The organism is Streptomyces sp. NPDC012466, assembly GCF_042955215.1.
Lineage (GTDB): Bacteria > Actinomycetota > Actinomycetes > Streptomycetales > Streptomycetaceae > Streptomyces.
Genome location: NZ_JBIBEQ010000007.1, coordinates 219,971 through 234,974, shown reverse-complemented (window position 1 = coordinate 234,974; position 15,004 = coordinate 219,971). Strand labels below are relative to the sequence as shown.

Sequence of the window (15,004 nt, the reverse complement as noted above, 5' to 3'; positions counted from 1 at the left end):
TCGCCGTTATGACGTCCGGCGCAGTGCGCGCAGACCACGCAACCCGATGGCCCCGATGACCGTCCCCAATACGAAGGAAACGACGGCGAGCAGCAGGTGCACCCAGAAGTAGGCCGTGGGACGACCGTCGTCGAAGGCGAGCCCGCTGCCGTCCTTGACCAGGTTCTTGACGAAAGTGATCCAGATGACCCAGCTCCACACCCCGAAGGCGAGCAGGAACCAGGAGACGGGGCGGCTGAGCTTCATGCACCCAGTATCGCCAGGCCGTGTCCGGTTCCGTTCCCGGGGTGGGGCCGCAGGCGGGACTTCCTCCGGTATGGCATGTACGTTTCCGACCGTGCCCGCTCCGCAGAAGACCACCAGGCGATCCCTGCTGGTCACCACCGCCGCCCTGTCGTCCCTCGCCCTGGCCGCGCCCGCCGCCGTCGCCGCCCCGAGCCCCTCGGGCAGCCCTTCGGGCAGTCCCTCGGCGAGCCCGTCGGCCACTCCCCCGGCGTCGATGTCGAGCGTGGGCGGCGCCCGGCTCGGCAGGCCGGGGACGCAGGTGAATCTGGCGAGCGGCGTCCCGGTGCTGCCGAAGGACGTCAGCGCCCGTTCCTGGATCGTCGCCGACGCCGAGTCGGGCGACGTGCTGGCCGCGCACAACGCGCACTGGCGCCTCGCCCCGGCGAGCACCCTGAAGATGCTGTTCGCGGACACGCTGCTGCCGAAGTTCCCGAGGGACACCAAACACAAGGTCGTCCCCTCCGACCTGGCCGGCATCGGCTCGGGCTCCAGCATGGTCGGGATAAAGGAGGAGGAGACGTACACGGTTCACGACCTGTGGCTGGGCGTCTTCCTGCGCTCCGGCAACGACGCCGTGCACGTGCTGTCCGCCATGAACAACGGTGTCGAGAACACCGTCAAGGAGATGAACGAGCACGCCGAGGAGCTCCAGGCCCTCGACACGAACGTCGTCAGCCCGGACGGTTACGACGCCGAGGGGCAGGTCTCCTCGGCGTACGACCTGACGCTGATCGCCCGCTCCGGGATGCAGAAGAAGGACTTCCGCGAGTACGCCTCGACGGTCAGCGCCAAGTTCCCGGGGAAGACGAAGAAGGGCAAGAAGGGCAAGAAGGTCCGCGAGTCCTTCGAGATCCAGAACACCAACCGGCTGCTGGCCGGCGACTTGGACGTGCCTGTCTACGAGGGCATCGCGGGCGTCAAGAACGGCAACACCACCAACGCGGGCGCCACCTTCACCGGTGTCGCCGAGCGCGGCGGCAAGGTGCTGCTGGTGACGGTGATGAACCCGGAGAAGCCCGAGCACAACGAGGTCTACAAGGAGACCGCCCGGCTGTTCGACTGGGGCTTCAAGGCGGCCGGGAAGGTGCAGCCGGTGGGTGAGCTGGTGCCGCCCAGGAGCGCCGCGCAGGCCAGTGCGCAGCCCGGCGCGAACCCCTCCGGCGAGGCCGGCGGCTCCGGGGACGGCGGCGGCACGGCAGGGACCGGTGCGAAGCCGGTGGCCAGCGCCCCGGCCGCGGACGGCTCCAGCGGCATGGGGACGGCGCTCGGCATCGTGGGCGGGGTGCTGGTGCTGCTCGCGGGCGGCGCCTTCCTGGTCAACCGCCGCTGGCCGCTGCCGGATCTGGTGCGCCGCCGGACTCGCCCGTGAGACCCGGGACTTCGTCCTCCTTGCTCTGCGTGGCCGTCCAGGCGGCACAGAACAGCACCAGCTTCGAGGTGAAGTTGATCCACAGCAGCAGCGCGACGGGCACCCCGAACGCGCCGTACATGCTCTTCGCGGCCACGCCCTGGAGATAGCCGCTGAGCAGCAGTTTCAGCAGTTCGAAGCCGATCGCGCCGGTCAGCGCCGCCACGATGAGGCGGTGGCGCGTCGGCTCGACGCCGGGCAGCAGCGTCAGGACGTAGAGCAGCAGCAGGAAGTTCGCCAGCACGGCGACCAGGAACGCGACGACGTGCAGCAGGACCCCGCCCCAGCCGCCTTCGTCGACACCGAGTTGCCGGGTGACCCAGCCGATCAGCGCGGAGGCGACGGCGGAGGCGGCGATGGTGACGAGGAGGGCGCCGCCGAGGCCGAGCAGGACACCCGCGTCCTTGCCGTAGCGCAGGACGGGGTTCTCCTCCTCGTCGGACAAGTCCCACACCGCCCGCAGGCACTCGCGCATCGAGCCGGCCCAGCTGACGCCGGTGAAGAACAGCAGGGCGCCCGCGATGAGTCCGATCGTGCCGGCGTTGTCCACCAGACCGGCGATGTCCAACTGGTCGGAGATGCCGGGGACCTGCTCGGCGAGCTTGTCCCGCAGCTTGTCCTCCTGCTCCGTGCTGAGCGTGGCGGCGGCGATGGTGGCGGACACCGTCAGCAGCGGGAACAGCGCGACGAAACTCGTGAAGGTCATCGCGGCGGCCAGCCGCGTCCACTTCACGCGGTCCAGCCGCTCGTACGACCGCCACGCGTGGGTGATCATCAGCCGCTCCGCCCACGGCCCGACCACCGGGAGTCTTTTCAGCCAGTCCATGATCCGACTCTGCCCTCCGCCCGGAACACCCATGTACGGGTACCCCAGAACCGCAGGACTGTGGCCAGCGCCATCCCGACGACTCCGCCGGAGACGGTGTCTGCGCGCTGCGAGGTGAGACCGAGGCCGTAGTGGCTGACGGCCAGGCAGAGCAGTTGTACGCACGCTCCGGCGAGGTTCACCGCGAAGAACACGGCGTACGGGCGCAGGCCCCGGCGTCGTGTGGCCCGGTAGGTGCCGAGGGCGTTGCCGGCGTAGGCGACCGTGCAGGCGGCCAGGAAGGACACGGACTTGGCGGTGAGCGGGTCGAGTCCGGCGGGGCCCCGCAGGTACGTGAAGAGGGCGAGGTCGACGGCGTAGGCGAGGAGACCGGCGGTGGCGAAGCCGATCAGTTCCCGGCGGCACGGGAGCACGGGGCTTCGCCCCGCGCGCGTGGTCACCAATTGGCCACTGCCAGGCCGTACATCGCCATCCACACCACACCGATGAGGGCGAGGGCGCGGTCGCGCAGGACGACGTCCTCGGGTTCGCCGGCCGTGCCGCGGTCGGCGAACACGGCGTAGCGGAGGATCGCGAGGATGAAGGCGACCATGGACAGCTGCCGCCAGGGCAGCACGCTGGTGTGCGGGACGCCGCCCTCCTCCATGGCCCACAGGCAGTAGCCGAGGACGGCGACACCGGCCGCGAGCTGCCAGACGAAGCGGAGGTAGCCGGTGGTGTACTCGGTGAGCAACGCCCGTGTGGCGCCCGCCTTTCCGGCCATCTGGACGGCTTCCGAGTAGCGCTTGGCCGACACCATGAACAGCGCGCCGAAGCCGGTGGTGATGAGGAACCAGCGCGACAGCGGGATGCCGAGGGCGAGTCCGCCGATCATGGCCCGCATCAGGAACCCGGTGGTGACGACGGCGAGATCGACGACGAGGACGTGCTTCAGGCTGATGCAGTAGGCCAGTTGCATGCCGAGGTACGCGGTCAGCAGCGCGGCGACGGCAGGACCGCACAGCCAGGCAGCGGCGGCGGGCGCGAGGACGCCGAGGGTGCCTCCGACGGCGTAGGCCACGGGCACCGGGACCTGCCCGGCGGCGACCGGGCGGTGCCGTTTGGTGGGGTGGGCGCGGTCGGCGTCGGCGTCGCGGGCGTCGTTGACGAGGTAGACGGCGGCGGCGCAGGCCGTGAAGAGGACGAAGACCAGGGCGAGTCGGATCAGGGCGTGGCGGGAGAAGAGCTCGCCGGCGGCGGCCGGGGCGGCGACCACGAGAACGTTCTTGATCCATTGTCTGGGGCGCGCGGTCCTGAGGAGACCGGCCGGGAGACCGCCCTTGCGGGGTGGTGCCGGCCGCTCCTGAGGGGTGCGCTGCCGCAGGACGGCCGTCTCAGCCATGGTGGGCGCCTCCTCGCATCCAGCGGGCGCCGAGCCGGGCCGTGAGGGCGCCCAGCGCCGCGCCCGCGGCGACGTCGGAGGGGTAGTGGACACCGGCCACGAGGCGCGAGACGCACACGGCGGCGGCGAGCGGCGGGATCGCGTGTGCCCCCAGGGCGCCGAAGGCGACGGCGGCGGCCGCCGCCGAGGTGGCGTGCGAGCTGGGGAAAGAGTGCCGGCCGGCGGTGCGCACCAGGGGCTCGACGTGCGCGGGGCGCGGCCTGCGCACGACCCGTTTCACCCCCATGCTGACGAGGTGCGCCCCGGCGGTGAGGGCGGTGCCGCGCAGCCAGACGCCGCGTCTGCCGCCGTCGACGGCGGCTCCGGCGAGCCCCGCCACCAGCCACAGTGCCGCGTGCTCCCCCGCCCAGGACAGGGCACGCGCGGCACCGGCGACGCGCGGGTCGGTACCGCACGCCCTGAGCGCCGAAACGATCCGGTGGTCCATGTCGTGCAGGTCGTCGAGGTCGTCCATGTGGACTCACTGTTCACGCCCAGCAGGCCTGAACTCCGGCAATATTGAGCGACATCCCATTAATCACCCATTTCGGGGAGGGATGCCATGTTCGCTAACTAATCGCTCACAGTGGGGCGATACGGTCGCGAACATGTCTGCCGACACCGATTACGACCCGGACGTCATGGGCCTGGACCACACCACCGTCACGGGCTGGGGCCGCACCGCCCCCACCGCCGCCCGGTTGATCCGCCCACGGACGTACGAGGAGGCCGCGGCGGCCGTCCGGGACTGCGGGGCCCGCGGCGGCATCCCCCGGGGCCTGGGGCGGGCGTACGGGGACGCGGCGCAGAACGCGGGCGGCTCCGTGCTCGACATGACGGCCCTGGACCGTGTGCACGCGATCGACGCCGACGGCGGGACCGTGCTGTGCGACGCGGGCGTCTCCCTGCACCGGCTGATGGAGGTGCTGCTGCCGCTCGGCTGGTTCGTGCCGGTCACCCCGGGCACCCGTTACGTCACCGTCGGCGGGGCGATCGGCGCCGACATCCACGGCAAGAACCACCATGTCTCCGGCTCCTTCGCCCGCCATGTGCTCGCCCTCGAACTCCTCACCGCCGACGGTGAGATCCGCACGGTCGTCCCCGGCACGCCGCTCTTCGACGCCACCGCGGGCGGCATGGGCCTGACCGGCGTGATCCTCACCGCCACCATCCGGCTCCAGCCCGTCGAGACGTCGCTGATGTCGGTCGACACCGAGCGGGCGACGGACCTGGACGACCTGATGGCCCGGCTGGCGGCGACCGACCACCGCTACCGCTACTCGGTCGCCTGGATCGACCTGCTGGCCCGAGGCGCCGCCACCGGCCGCGCGGTCCTCACCCGCGGCGACCACGCGCCGCTGGACGCGCTCCCCGCCCGTCTGCGCCGGGACCCGCTCGCCTTCCGCACCCCCCGCCTGCCGGCGACGCCCGCGATCCTCCCCGAGGGCCTGCTCAGCCGGACGACCGTGGGCCTGTTCAATGAATTCTGGTACCGCAAGGCCCCCCGCGCGCGGACCGGCCGACTCCAGCGGATCTCGGCCTTCTTCCACCCCCTGGACGGCGTGCCGCACTGGAACCGCGTCTACGGCCGCGGCGGCTTCGTGCAGTACCAGTTCGTCGTCGGCTACGGCCGGGAGGACGCCCTGCGCCGCATCGTGCGCCGCATCTCCGAACGCCGCTGCCCGTCCTTCCTGGCCGTCCTCAAGCGCTTCGGGGAGTCCGACCCGGGCTGGCTGTCCTTCCCCGTGCCGGGCTGGACGCTGGCGCTGGACATCCCGGCGGGGCTGCCCGGCCTCGGCGCGTTCCTCGACGAACTCGACGAGGAGGTCGCCGCCGCCGGCGGGCGCGTCTACCTCGCCAAGGACGCCCGGCTGCGACCGGAGCTGCTCGCGACCATGTATCCGCGTCTCGACGACTTCCGCGAGCTGCGCGCCGCGCTGGATCCGCGCGGGGTGTTCGTGTCCGACCTGGCCCGCCGCCTCAGTCTGTGAGCAACCTCAAGGAGCTGCTGTCATGAAGGACGCCTTCGGCCTCCCCCAGTCCCTGCTCGTCCTCGGCGGTACGTCCGAGATCGCGCTGGCCACCGCCCGCCGGCTGATCGCCCGCCGCACCCGCACGGTCTGGCTGGCGGGCCGCCCCTCCCCCGCCCTGGAGGAGGCCGCCGGGCAGCTGCGCGGGCTCGGGGCCGATGTGCACACCGTCGCCTTCGACGCGCTCGACCCGGCCTCCCACGAGGCGGTGCTCGGCAAGGTCTTCGCCGAGGGCGACGTGGACATGGTGCTGCTCGCCTTCGGGCTGCTCGGCGACCAGGCCCGCGACGAGCGCGAGCCGGAGGCGGCGGTGCGGGTCGCGCAGACCAATTACACCGGCGCGGTCTCGGCGGGGCTGGTGTGCGCCCGCTCGCTCCAGTCGCAGGGGCACGGCTCGCTGGTCGTGATGTCCTCCGTCGCGGGCGAGCGGGCCCGCCGCGCCAACTTCATCTACGGCTCCAGCAAGGCCGGCCTCGACGCCTTCGCGCAGGGCCTGGGCGACGCGCTGCACGGCACGGGCGTGCACGTCATGGTGGTGCGCCCCGGCTTCGTCCGGACGCGGATGACCGCCGGTCTGCCCGAGGCGCCGCTCGCGACCACGCCCGAGGCGGTCGCGACGGCCGTGGAGCTGGGCCTGCGCCGCCGCACGGAGACGGTGTGGGTGCCGGGGGCGCTGCGGGTGGTGATGGCGGCGCTGCGGCACCTGCCGCGCGGGGTGTTCCGGCGGCTGCCAGTCTGAGGCGCGGGCGGGTCAGCGGGTGGGGACCGAGCCGCGCTCCACCCGCCCGGCCTGCGGGGGGACCACTGAGCCGCCGAAGGGGAAATCGCGCAGCTTGCGCCAGACGCCGTCGGCGCCCTGCTCGTAGAGGGCGAAGCCGGTGCAGGGCCACTCGGCCTCGTAGCCGGCGAGCTCCTCGAAGGCACGGTCCATGGCCGCCTCGTCGATGCCGTGCGCCACGGTGACGTGCGGGTGGTACGGGAACTGCAGTTCGCGCGCGGCCGGCCCGGCGGGGTCGCGGACCTGCTGCTGGAGCCGGGTGCAGGCCTCCGCGCCCGAGACGACCCGGACGTACACCACCGGTGACAGGGGCCGGAAGGTGCCGGTGCCGCACAGCCGCATGGGGAACGGGCGGCCGGCCGCGGCGACCTCGGCCAGATGCTCCTCGACGGCCGGCAGGGCGGTCGCGTCGACCTCCGTCGGCGGCAGCAGGGTGACGTGCGTGGGGATGCCGTGAGCCGCGGCGTCGCCGAAGCCCGCGCGCAGCTGCTGGAGCTCGCTGCCGTGAGGCTCCGGGACCGCGATCGAGACACCGATCGTTACGGTCCCCACGTCGTCTCCTGTCGTGTCAGTGTGGCCGCTGATACGACCACCCGGTTATCGACTGTACGGCCACGGCCGGGTTACGGGCAGGCGCAACCGGAGTGATGTACAGCGCTGTTCGGTGGTACGGCTGTGCGCGGGAGCGGTTTCAGTGCTTGGCGGGCAGGAAGCCGACCTTGTCGTACGCCTGCGCGAGGGTCTCGGCGGCGACCGCGCGGGCCTTCTCGGCGCCCTTGGCGAGGATCGAGTCGAGCGTCTCGGGGTCGTCCAGGTACTGCTGGGTGCGCTCCCGGAACGGCGTCACGAACTCGACCATGACCTCGGCGAGGTCCGTCTTGAGCGCGCCGTACATCTTGCCGGTGTACTTCTCCTCCAGCTCGGCGATGCTCTCGCCGGTGAGGGTCGAGTAGATCGTGAGGAGGTTGCTGACGCCCGGCTTGCTCTCGGCGTCGTAGCGGATCACCGTGTCCGTGTCCGTGACGGCGCTCTTGACCTTCTTGGCGGTGGCCTTCGGCTCGTCCAGGAGGTTGATGAGGCCCTTCGGCGTGGACGCCGACTTGCTCATCTTGATCGACGGGTCCTGAAGGTCGTAGATCTTCGCCGTCTCCTTGAGGATGTACGGCTTCGGGACGGTGAAGGTCGGGCCGAACCGGCCGTTGAAACGCTCCGCGAGGTCACGGGTGAGCTCGATGTGCTGGCGCTGGTCCTCGCCGACCGGGACCTCGTGGGCCTGGTAGAGCAGGATGTCCGCGACCTGGAGGATCGGGTAGGTGAACAGGCCGACCGAGGCGCGCTCGGCGCCCTGCTTGGCGGACTTGTCCTTGAACTGGGTCATCCGGCCGGCCTCGCCGAAGCCGGTGAGGCAGTTCATGATCCAGGCGAGCTGGGCGTGCTCGGGGACGTGGCTCTGCACGAAGAGCGTGCAGCGGTCCGGGTCGAGACCCGCAGCGAGGAGCTGGGCCGCGGCCAGCCGCGTGTTCGCGCGCAGGTCCTTCGGGTCCTGCGGGATGGTGATCGCGTGCAGGTCGACGACCATGTAGAACGCGTCGTGGGTCTCCTGGAGGGCCACCCACTGGCGGACGGCGCCGAGGTAGTTGCCGAGGTGGAACGAGCCGGCGGTGGGCTGGATCCCGGAGAGCACGCGAGGTCGGTCAGAGGCCATGCTCACCATTCTCTCAGGTCTCGCGGCCCGATCCGGAACGGGTCGGGAACAGGGGGGACCCCGTTCGGCCCCGGCGGTGTAACAAGGGTGTGAGGACACGGGAGGGGGCTGTCCCCGGCCGTGCCCCGGGCGGTGCGGACGAGGAGGGGGACCGATGCGGGCACGAGGCGGGGCGGGGAGAGGGCCGGGCCGGGGCGGGGTGGTGCGGCGGGTGCTGGGGGTGGCGGTGGCGGCCGTTCTCGCCGGGTGTGCGACGGCGACGGCCGCCGCGGCCCTTCCGGCGCGGGGGCGGGACGTCCCGGACGTGGCGATGGTCGTCGCCGGGGGCACGGGGCGGACGACGGCGGTGCGCTCGGGCGATCCGGCCTTCGCCCGCCTGTGGCAGCTGCTGCAGCCCACGCACACGGGGACGGAGCGGGTGCCGGAGGACTGGGCGGAGGGGGATTTCCCGCAGGTGCGGCTCACGGTGGTGTGGGGGCTGTCGGGGGTCGGCGGCTGGCCCAGCACGAACCGGCCGCCGGGCGGGGACGTGGCCGTCGAACGGCAGGACCAGCTGGTCGTGGCCGAGGACGGCGTTCCCTGGGTGCGGTCGGATCCGACGCCCGCCGTGGAGGACGACGACATCCGCTGGCACCGGGCCCCGCGGTGGGTCTTCGAGCGGCTGGACACGGCGCGGCTGCTCGGTGACCCGGAGGGCGGGACCCTCGGGAGCACGGCCGGGGCGGACCTGACCGGCCCGGTGCGCGGTGATGTCCGGTGGGCCGTGGCGGGAGGGGCCCTGGGGCTCGTGGCCGGTGCCGGCGGCACGCTGCTGATACGCCGCGCGGCGGCTCGGCGGGAAGCCGGACCGCCGCGGGAGGAGCCGCGTCGGGTGCTGATCGATCTGGACGAGTGACGGGCCGAGGGCGTCAGCCCAGGTCGATCTCCGGGTACAGCGGGAAACCGGCCACGAGGTCGGTGGCGCGGTGGGAGATCTCGTCGGCGATCTTGGCGTCGAGGACGTGGGCCGCCTTGGAGGGGGCGCCCGACTTGGTCGTGCCCGGCTCCGTGGTGGTGAGGACGCGGTCGATGAGGCCGGCGACCTCGTCCATCTCGGCGGTGCCCAGGCCGCGCGTGGTCAGGGCGGGGGTGCCGATGCGGATGCCGGAGGTGTACCAGGCGCCGTTCGGGTCGGCGGGGATGGCGTTGCGGTTGGTGACGATGCCCGACTCGAGCAGGGCGGCCTCGGCCTGGCGGCCGGTGAGGCCGTAGGAGGAGGCGACGTCGATGAGGTTCAGGTGGTTGTCCGTGCCGCCGGTCACGAGGGTCGCGCCGCGGCGCATGAGGCCTTCGGCGAGGGCGCGGGAGTTGTCCACGATGCGCTGCGCGTAGTCCCGGAAGGACTCCTGGCGGGCCTCCGCGAGGGCCACGGCCTTGGCGGCCATGACGTGCGGCAGCGGGCCGCCGAGGACCATCGGGCAGCCGCGGTCGACCTGGTCCTTGAGGGAGTCGTCGCACAGGACCATGCCGCCGCGGGGGCCGCGCAGCGACTTGTGGGTGGTCGTCGTCACGATCTGGGCGTGCGGCACCGGGTCGAAGTCGCCGGTCAGGACCTTGCCCGCGACCAGGCCGGCGAAGTGCGCCATGTCGACCATGAGCGTCGCGCCGACCTCGTCGGCGATCTCGCGCATGATCCGGAAGTTCACCAGGCGGGGGTAGGCGGAGTAGCCGGCGACGATGATCAGCGGCTTGAACTCGCGGGCGGAGGTGCGCAGGGCCTCGTAGTCGATGAGGCCCGTGGCGGGGTCCGTGCCGTAGGAGCGCTGGTCGAACATCTTGCCGGAGATGTTCGGGCGGAAGCCGTGGGTGAGGTGGCCGCCGGCGTCCAGGGACATGCCGAGCATGCGCTGGTTGCCGAAGGCCTGGCGCAGCTCGGCCCAGTCGGCGTCGGTCAGGTCGTTGACCTGGCGGACGCCGGTCTTCTCCAGGAAGGGCACCTCGACGCGGGCGCCGAGGACGGCCCAGAAGGCGACCAGGTTGGCGTCGATGCCGGAGTGCGGCTGGACGTAGGCGTGGCGGGCGCCGAAGAGTTCCCGGGCGTGCTCGGCGGCGAGGCCCTCGACGGTGTCGACGTTGCGGCAGCCGGCGTAGAAGCGGCGGCCGATGGTGCCCTCGGCGTACTTGTCGCTGAACCAGTTGCCCATCGCCAGCAGCGTGGCCGGGGAGGCGTAGTTCTCGGAGGCGATCAGCTTGAGCATCTCGCGCTGGTCGGCGACCTCCTGGCCGATGGCGTCGGCCACGCGGGGCTCGACGGCGCGGATCACGTCGAGGGCGGCGCGGTAGGCGGTGGAAGCGGGGGAGAGGGGCGCGGCTGACATGTGTGGACCTCCGGACGTTGCGTTCAGCGTTCACGGTACGGCCCAGGCGCACGGCTCTCGTCTTTCGGGCCGCTCCCCGATGGTTCGTCCATCCCAGCGCGCCAGTCACGGCCCTCGGTCAGCCTACCGGGTGAGGGGCGACTCCCCTCAAGCGCTTCTAGAGGATCACGTGGGGAAGGAACCTCGCGTACTCGTCCGTGATCAGGCCCGACGACTCGCGGATGCCCAGGCCGGCCGACTCGTTCTCCACCACCCACGCGCCCAGGACCACCCGGTTGCCGTCGAAGTCGGGCAGGGGGGCCAGCTGCTGGTAGCAGCACGGTTCGTCGCGGAGGGCGGGGGCGGATCCGGGCTCGTGGATCGTGACACCCGCTCCCTCCCGGCCGAGGAGGGGCTTGGCCGCCCAGCCCGTGGTGGTGAGGTCCCGGGGGCCGTCCAGGTAGGCCGGGAGGAGGTTGGGGTGGCCGGGGTAGAGCTCCCAGAGAACGGCCAGCAGGGCCTTGTTGCTGAGGAGCATCTTCCAGGCCGGTTCTATCCACAGCGTGGAGCCCGTGCCGCCGCCGTTGTCGAGGGTGTCCAGGACGTGGCCGGCGAAGCGGTCGGTGGTGAGCCATTCCCAGGGGTAGAGCTTGAAGACGCTGCGGATGAAGCGCAGGCGCTGGTCGACGAAGCGGCCGGAGAGACGGTCCCAGCCGATCTCCTCCATGGAGATCCAGTCGGTGGCGAGGCCCGCCTGCTCGGCGGTCTCCTTCAGGTAGGCCACCGTCATCATGTCCTCGCCGAGTTCGTCGGCGGAGGAGTACGCGAAGTGGAGGGGGCTGCCGGGCGGGAGCAGGGCGGCCTGGTTCTTCCACGCGTCGATGAGGCGTTCGTGGAGGGAGTTCCACTGGTCGGCGCCGGGGAAACGGTCCTCCATCCAGAACCACTGGGGCGACGCGGCCTCCACCAGTGAGGTGGGGGTGTCGGCGTTGTACTCCAGGAGCTTGGCCGGACCGGTGCCGTCGTAGCGGAGGTCGAAACGGCCGTAGACGGAGGGGAGTTCGGCGCGGCGATGCCAGGCCTCGGCGACCGCGTCGGCCACGCGGGGGTCGGTGATGCCCAGGTCGGCGAAGCGGTCCGCGGTGACGATGTGGTCGGCCGCCGCCAGGCACATGCGGTGGAGGTCCTCGACGACCTCTTCGAGGGCCTCGATCTCCTCCAGGGAGAAGACGTAGTACGCGCTCTCGTCCCAGTAGGGGCGCAGGGAGTCGTCGGGGTAGCGGGTCAGGGGGTAGATCAGACCCTGTTCCTCGACGGTCTGCTGCCAGCCGGGGCGGGGCTCGGTGGTCCGGCGTTCCATCTGTCGCGCCCGCCCGGTCAGCCGCCGCCGCTGCCGGAGCCGGAGCAGCCGAAGCCGCCCCGGTCGACGGCCTCGCTGCGGCTGAAGGTGCCGTCCTCGGCGTAGCCGCCGCTGACGTCGGCGTCGTAGTACCAGTCGGCGTCGGTGGCCCTGGTCTTGCCGCTCTTCTTGCGGCCCTTGCCGGAGGAGGAGGCGCCGGACGAGCAGTTCTTGTCGGCGACGATCTTGTAGCCGTTGATGTAGTCGTAGCTGTCCCGGTCCACACAGCGGCGGTCGGGATCGGAGCCGCACGCGGACAGGGCCGCCGCGAGGACGCCCATGCCGCCCAGCACCACCGTGCTCGAACGCAGCTTTCGCCGTGTTTCAGCCATATGCGTGTCTCCCCCGGTCTCCCCGTTGTGCACTGACAGACGGTCAGCCTAGAGATCGGTGTGAACGGGCGCGCATGACCCCCCGCCCACGACCGTTCCCCTACTGTCGATTTGTGATGTTTGGAATGCTGTGCGCCCTTGGTGCGGCGGTCTGTTTCGGTACGGCGACGGTGTTGCAGGCGATCGCCGCGCGCTCGGCGGCCGCGACCGGCCCGGGCGGGGACGTCGCACTGCTGTGGCGGGCGCTGCGGCAGTGGCGGTACCTGGCCGGTCTCGCGCTCGACGGGATCGGTTTCGTGCTCCAGATCCTCGCGCTGCGGTCGGTGCCGATCTACGCCGTCGGGGCGGCACTGGCCGCGAGCCTCGCGGTGACGGCCGTGGTCGCGGCACGGCTGCTCGAGGTGCGGCTGAGCCGCGTCGAGTGGGTGGCGGTGGCGGTGGTGTGCGCCGGGCTCGCGCTGCTGGGGCTGGCGTCCGGCGCGGAGGGCGACGAGGCCGGACCGGCCTGGCTGCAGTGGGCGATGCTCGGCGCGGCGGCCGGGGTGCTGCTGCTCGGGGCGGCGGGCGGGCGGCTGCCCGAGCGGGGGCGGGCCCTGGCGCTCGGCCTGGGGGCGGGGCTCGGGTTCGGCGTGGTGGAGGTGTCGGTGCGGCTCATCGACGGGCTGTCCCCCGGTGAGCTGTTCCCCGATCCGGCGACGTACGCGCTGCTGCTCGGCGGCGGGGCGGCGTTCCTGTTGCTGACCTCGGCCCTGCAACGCGGGTCGGTGACCACGGCGACGGCCGGGCTGGTGCTCGGGGAGACCGTGGCGCCCGCGCTGATCGGTGTGGTGTGGCTCGGGGACCGTACGCGGCCGGGGCTGGGGTGGCTGGCGATCCTCGGTTTCGCGGTGGCGGTGGCGGGGGCGCTGGCGTTGTCGCGGTTCGGGGAGGCGCCGGTGGAGGCGGAGGAGAGCGTCGTCGCACGGCGGTGACGCGGTGAGCGGAAGGGCTGTGCCCTCGGCGAAGAGTCCTCACCTTCCGGAGAGCCCTCCTGCTGCCTGGTGGGCCACCGGAGCCTTGTCCGGGCGGGGGAACGCGCGCGATCACCCGGGCAGTACCGCGCACAGCGCGTCCAGCGCGCCGGACCACGCGTGGTCCGGGGGTGTCCCGTATCCGACGACCAGGGCGTCGAGCGGCTCGACCCGCGCGGCGGGGTTGCCGTAGCGGGCGAGTCCGTGGAGCGCGAGGCCCCGCCAGTGGGCCGCCTGGATCACCGACTGCTCGGTGCCGGGCGGCAGCCGCAGCAGGACGTGCAGACCGGCCGCGATGCCGGTGACGCGGGCCTCCGGTGCCCGGGCCGTCACGGCGGCGACCAGGGCGTCCCGGCGGCGCCGGTAGCGCAGGCGGGTCGCGCGCACGTGCCGGTCGTAGGCGCCGGAGGTGAGGAACTCGGCCAGGGTCAGCTGGTCCAGCGCCCCGCAGGAGTCGACACCGCCCTTCGCCGCCGTGACCTCCTCGGCGAGGCCCGGCGGCAGCACCATCCAGGCCAGCCGCAGCCCGGGCGCGAGGGACTTGCTCGCGGTGCCCAGGTAGACCACCCGGTCGGGGTCCAGGCCCTGGAGCGCGCCGACGGGCTGCCGGTCGTAGCGGAACTCGCCGTCGTAGTCGTCCTCCAGCACCAGCCCGCCGGTGCGCCGCGCCCAGTCCACGACGGCCGCGCGGCGGTCGCGGTGCAGGGGCACGCCCATGGGGAACTGGTGGGCGGGGGTGACCAGCAGCGCGTCGGCCCCGGACAGGCCGCCCGGGTCGGTGCCCCGCCGGTCGAAGGGCAGCGGGGCGGTGTCCAGGCCGCAGCCGGCCAGGATGCTCCAGTGCACGTCGAGTCCGTACGACTCGACCGCGACCATCCGTGCTCCGCGCGCCCGCAGCACCGTGCCGAGCAGTTTCAGGCCGTGCGCGAACCCGGCGCACACCACGATCCGGTCGGGTGCGGCGCGCACGCCCCGGGCGCGCGAGAGGTACGCGGCGAGCGCGGCCCGCAGCTCGGGGCGGCCACGGGGGTCGCCGTAGTCGAGGGCGTGGTACGGGGCGGCGGCGAGGGCGCGGCGGGCGGCCTTGAGCCACTCCGCGCGCGGGAAGGAGGCGAGGTCGGGGCTGCCGGGGCGCAGATCGTAGGCCGGGCGGCTGTGCGCGCGGGGGTTGGGTGCCGTGCCGGACGGCGGGACGACCGCGCGCGCGGCGACCCGGGTGCCCGAGCCCTGCCGGGCGGTGAGCCAGCCCTCGGCGACCAGGTCGGCGTAGGCGTCGGCGACCGTGTTGCGGGCGATGCCCAGGTCGGCGGCGAGCGCGCGGGAGGAGGGCAGCCGGGTGCCGGGGGCCAGCCGGCCGGAGCGCACCGCCTCGCGCAGGGCGTCCGTCAGCCCCCGGCGCAGGCCCGGCCCGGTCGGCTCCACATGCAGGTCGATGCCCAGAGTGGCCCAAGGTTCCGCCATGGAAATGGACCATA

The 15,004-nt window shown here is 72.7% G+C and carries 16 protein-coding genes and 1 riboswitch; of the genes, 5 read left to right on the top strand and 11 right to left on the bottom strand.

The genetic code is table 11. From position 1 onward, the window contains the following. Positions 1–6: 6 nt before the first annotated feature. Positions 7–246 (bottom strand): SCO4848 family membrane protein, encoded by a 240-nt coding sequence (locus ACFY9E_RS25930; RefSeq protein ID WP_003992504.1) that lies wholly within the window; start codon positions 244–246, stop codon positions 7–9. A gap of 91 nt (positions 247–337) precedes the next feature. On the opposite strand from ACFY9E_RS25930, the gene ACFY9E_RS25925 reads away from it, so the two are divergent. Then, complete coding sequence (locus ACFY9E_RS25925; protein WP_390987911.1) at positions 338–1,654, top strand: D-alanyl-D-alanine carboxypeptidase family protein; 1,317 nt, start codon at positions 338–340, stop codon at positions 1,652–1,654. On the opposite strand, the gene ACFY9E_RS25920 is transcribed toward ACFY9E_RS25925, so the two are convergent. Genes ACFY9E_RS25920 through ACFY9E_RS25905 form a run of 4 tightly spaced genes read right to left on the bottom strand, consistent with a single transcriptional unit; the run spans position 1,602 to position 4,414 of the window. Next, positions 1,602–2,519, bottom strand: a complete 918-nt coding sequence (locus ACFY9E_RS25920; protein ID WP_390987909.1) for a YhjD/YihY/BrkB family envelope integrity protein — start codon at positions 2,517–2,519, stop codon at positions 1,602–1,604. The genes ACFY9E_RS25925 and ACFY9E_RS25920 overlap by 53 nt on opposite strands. Then, on the bottom strand, positions 2,507–2,932 hold the full coding sequence (locus ACFY9E_RS25915; RefSeq protein WP_390987908.1) for a GtrA family protein: 426 nt from the start codon (positions 2,930–2,932) through the stop codon (positions 2,507–2,509). The genes ACFY9E_RS25920 and ACFY9E_RS25915 overlap by 13 nt, the downstream gene beginning before the upstream one ends. Positions 2,933–2,955: 23 nt before the next feature. Further along, a complete protein-coding gene (locus ACFY9E_RS25910) occupies positions 2,956–3,900 on the bottom strand; it encodes a decaprenyl-phosphate phosphoribosyltransferase (RefSeq protein WP_390987907.1) in 945 nt (314 codons plus the stop codon). After that, the gene (locus ACFY9E_RS25905) at positions 3,893–4,414 is read right to left on the bottom strand and encodes a phosphatase PAP2 family protein (RefSeq protein WP_390987905.1); all 522 of its coding nucleotides are present in this window, start codon (positions 4,412–4,414) and stop codon (positions 3,893–3,895) included. Before ACFY9E_RS25905 ends, ACFY9E_RS25910 begins: the two co-directional genes overlap by 8 nt. Positions 4,415–4,547: 133 nt before the next feature. On the opposite strand from ACFY9E_RS25905, the gene ACFY9E_RS25900 reads away from it, so the two are divergent. Continuing rightward, entirely contained in the window at positions 4,548–5,930 is a 1,383-nt protein-coding gene (locus ACFY9E_RS25900; protein WP_390987904.1) for an FAD-binding protein, read from the top strand. Between the two features lie 22 nt (positions 5,931–5,952). After that, on the top strand, positions 5,953–6,708 hold the full coding sequence (locus tag ACFY9E_RS25895; RefSeq protein ID WP_390987902.1) for a decaprenylphospho-beta-D-erythro-pentofuranosid-2-ulose 2-reductase: 756 nt from the start codon (positions 5,953–5,955) through the stop codon (positions 6,706–6,708). Between the two features lie 12 nt (positions 6,709–6,720). Here the strand turns inward: ACFY9E_RS25895 and ACFY9E_RS25890 are convergent, their stop codons facing one another. Together ACFY9E_RS25890 and trpS are read right to left on the bottom strand one after the other, a co-directional pair. Then, the gene (locus ACFY9E_RS25890; RefSeq protein ID WP_390987901.1) at positions 6,721–7,299 is read right to left on the bottom strand and encodes a 2'-5' RNA ligase family protein; all 579 of its coding nucleotides are present in this window, start codon (positions 7,297–7,299) and stop codon (positions 6,721–6,723) included. A 139-nt stretch (positions 7,300–7,438) separates the two neighbouring features. Next, the gene (gene trpS, locus ACFY9E_RS25885) at positions 7,439–8,452 is read right to left on the bottom strand and encodes a tryptophan--tRNA ligase (protein WP_390987899.1); all 1,014 of its coding nucleotides are present in this window, start codon (positions 8,450–8,452) and stop codon (positions 7,439–7,441) included. Between the two features lie 154 nt (positions 8,453–8,606). On the opposite strand from trpS, the gene ACFY9E_RS25880 reads away from it, so the two are divergent. Next, on the top strand, positions 8,607–9,347 hold the full coding sequence (locus tag ACFY9E_RS25880) for a hypothetical protein (protein WP_390987897.1): 741 nt from the start codon (positions 8,607–8,609) through the stop codon (positions 9,345–9,347). 13 nt (positions 9,348–9,360) lie between these two features. Here ACFY9E_RS25880 and ACFY9E_RS25875 read toward each other — a convergent pair whose 3' ends face one another. From ACFY9E_RS25875 to ACFY9E_RS25865, 3 genes are all read right to left on the bottom strand, one after another. Beyond that, positions 9,361–10,809 carry a glycine hydroxymethyltransferase gene (locus tag ACFY9E_RS25875; RefSeq protein WP_390987896.1) on the bottom strand — a complete coding sequence of 483 codons (1,449 nt, stop codon included), beginning with the start codon at positions 10,807–10,809 and terminating at the stop codon, positions 9,361–9,363. Between the two features lie 33 nt (positions 10,810–10,842). Further along, a riboswitch (ZMP/ZTP riboswitch) is annotated at positions 10,843–10,928 on the bottom strand. Between the two features lie 38 nt (positions 10,929–10,966). Continuing rightward, positions 10,967–12,148: a glutathionylspermidine synthase family protein gene (locus tag ACFY9E_RS25870; RefSeq protein ID WP_390987895.1), complete on the bottom strand. Its 1,182-nt coding sequence runs from the start codon at positions 12,146–12,148 to the stop codon at positions 10,967–10,969. A 17-nt stretch (positions 12,149–12,165) separates the two neighbouring features. Then, a complete protein-coding gene (locus ACFY9E_RS25865; RefSeq protein WP_390987894.1) occupies positions 12,166–12,519 on the bottom strand; it encodes a hypothetical protein in 354 nt (117 codons plus the stop codon). Positions 12,520–12,644: 125 nt separating this feature from the next. On the opposite strand from ACFY9E_RS25865, the gene ACFY9E_RS25860 reads away from it, so the two are divergent. Then, on the top strand, positions 12,645–13,490 hold the full coding sequence (locus ACFY9E_RS25860) for a hypothetical protein (RefSeq protein ID WP_390987892.1): 846 nt from the start codon (positions 12,645–12,647) through the stop codon (positions 13,488–13,490). Between the two features lie 111 nt (positions 13,491–13,601). Here ACFY9E_RS25860 and ACFY9E_RS25855 read toward each other — a convergent pair whose 3' ends face one another. Continuing rightward, entirely contained in the window at positions 13,602–14,990 is a 1,389-nt protein-coding gene (locus ACFY9E_RS25855; protein WP_390987890.1) for an aminotransferase class I/II-fold pyridoxal phosphate-dependent enzyme, read from the bottom strand. Between the last annotated feature and the right edge of the window lie 14 nt (positions 14,991–15,004).

What these genes read in the sequence shown, in the direction of transcription:
- ACFY9E_RS25910 (WP_390987907.1), bottom strand. Translation starts at nt 3,900, where the DNA reads ATGGCTGAGACGGCCGTCCTGCGGCAGCGCACCCCTCAGGAGCGGCCG.
- ACFY9E_RS25905 (WP_390987905.1), bottom strand. Translation starts at nt 4,414, where the DNA reads ATGGACGACCTCGACGACCTGCACGACATGGACCACCGGATCGTTTCG.
- ACFY9E_RS25870 (WP_390987895.1), bottom strand. Translation starts at nt 12,148, where the DNA reads ATGGAACGCCGGACCACCGAGCCCCGCCCCGGCTGGCAGCAGACCGTC.
- ACFY9E_RS25920 (WP_390987909.1), bottom strand. Translation starts at nt 2,519, where the DNA reads ATGGACTGGCTGAAAAGACTCCCGGTGGTCGGGCCGTGGGCGGAGCGG.
- ACFY9E_RS25930 (WP_003992504.1), bottom strand. Translation starts at nt 246, where the DNA reads ATGAAGCTCAGCCGCCCCGTCTCCTGGTTCCTGCTCGCCTTCGGGGTG.
- ACFY9E_RS25860 (WP_390987892.1), top strand. Translation starts at nt 12,645, where the DNA reads ATGCTGTGCGCCCTTGGTGCGGCGGTCTGTTTCGGTACGGCGACGGTG.
- ACFY9E_RS25875 (WP_390987896.1), bottom strand. Translation starts at nt 10,809, where the DNA reads ATGTCAGCCGCGCCCCTCTCCCCCGCTTCCACCGCCTACCGCGCCGCC.
- trpS (WP_390987899.1), bottom strand. Translation starts at nt 8,452, where the DNA reads ATGGCCTCTGACCGACCTCGCGTGCTCTCCGGGATCCAGCCCACCGCC.
- ACFY9E_RS25900 (WP_390987904.1), top strand. Translation starts at nt 4,548, where the DNA reads ATGTCTGCCGACACCGATTACGACCCGGACGTCATGGGCCTGGACCAC.
- ACFY9E_RS25855 (WP_390987890.1), bottom strand. Translation starts at nt 14,990, where the DNA reads ATGGCGGAACCTTGGGCCACTCTGGGCATCGACCTGCATGTGGAGCCG.
- ACFY9E_RS25880 (WP_390987897.1), top strand. Translation starts at nt 8,607, where the DNA reads ATGCGGGCACGAGGCGGGGCGGGGAGAGGGCCGGGCCGGGGCGGGGTG.
- ACFY9E_RS25895 (WP_390987902.1), top strand. Translation starts at nt 5,953, where the DNA reads ATGAAGGACGCCTTCGGCCTCCCCCAGTCCCTGCTCGTCCTCGGCGGT.
- ACFY9E_RS25865 (WP_390987894.1), bottom strand. Translation starts at nt 12,519, where the DNA reads ATGGCTGAAACACGGCGAAAGCTGCGTTCGAGCACGGTGGTGCTGGGC.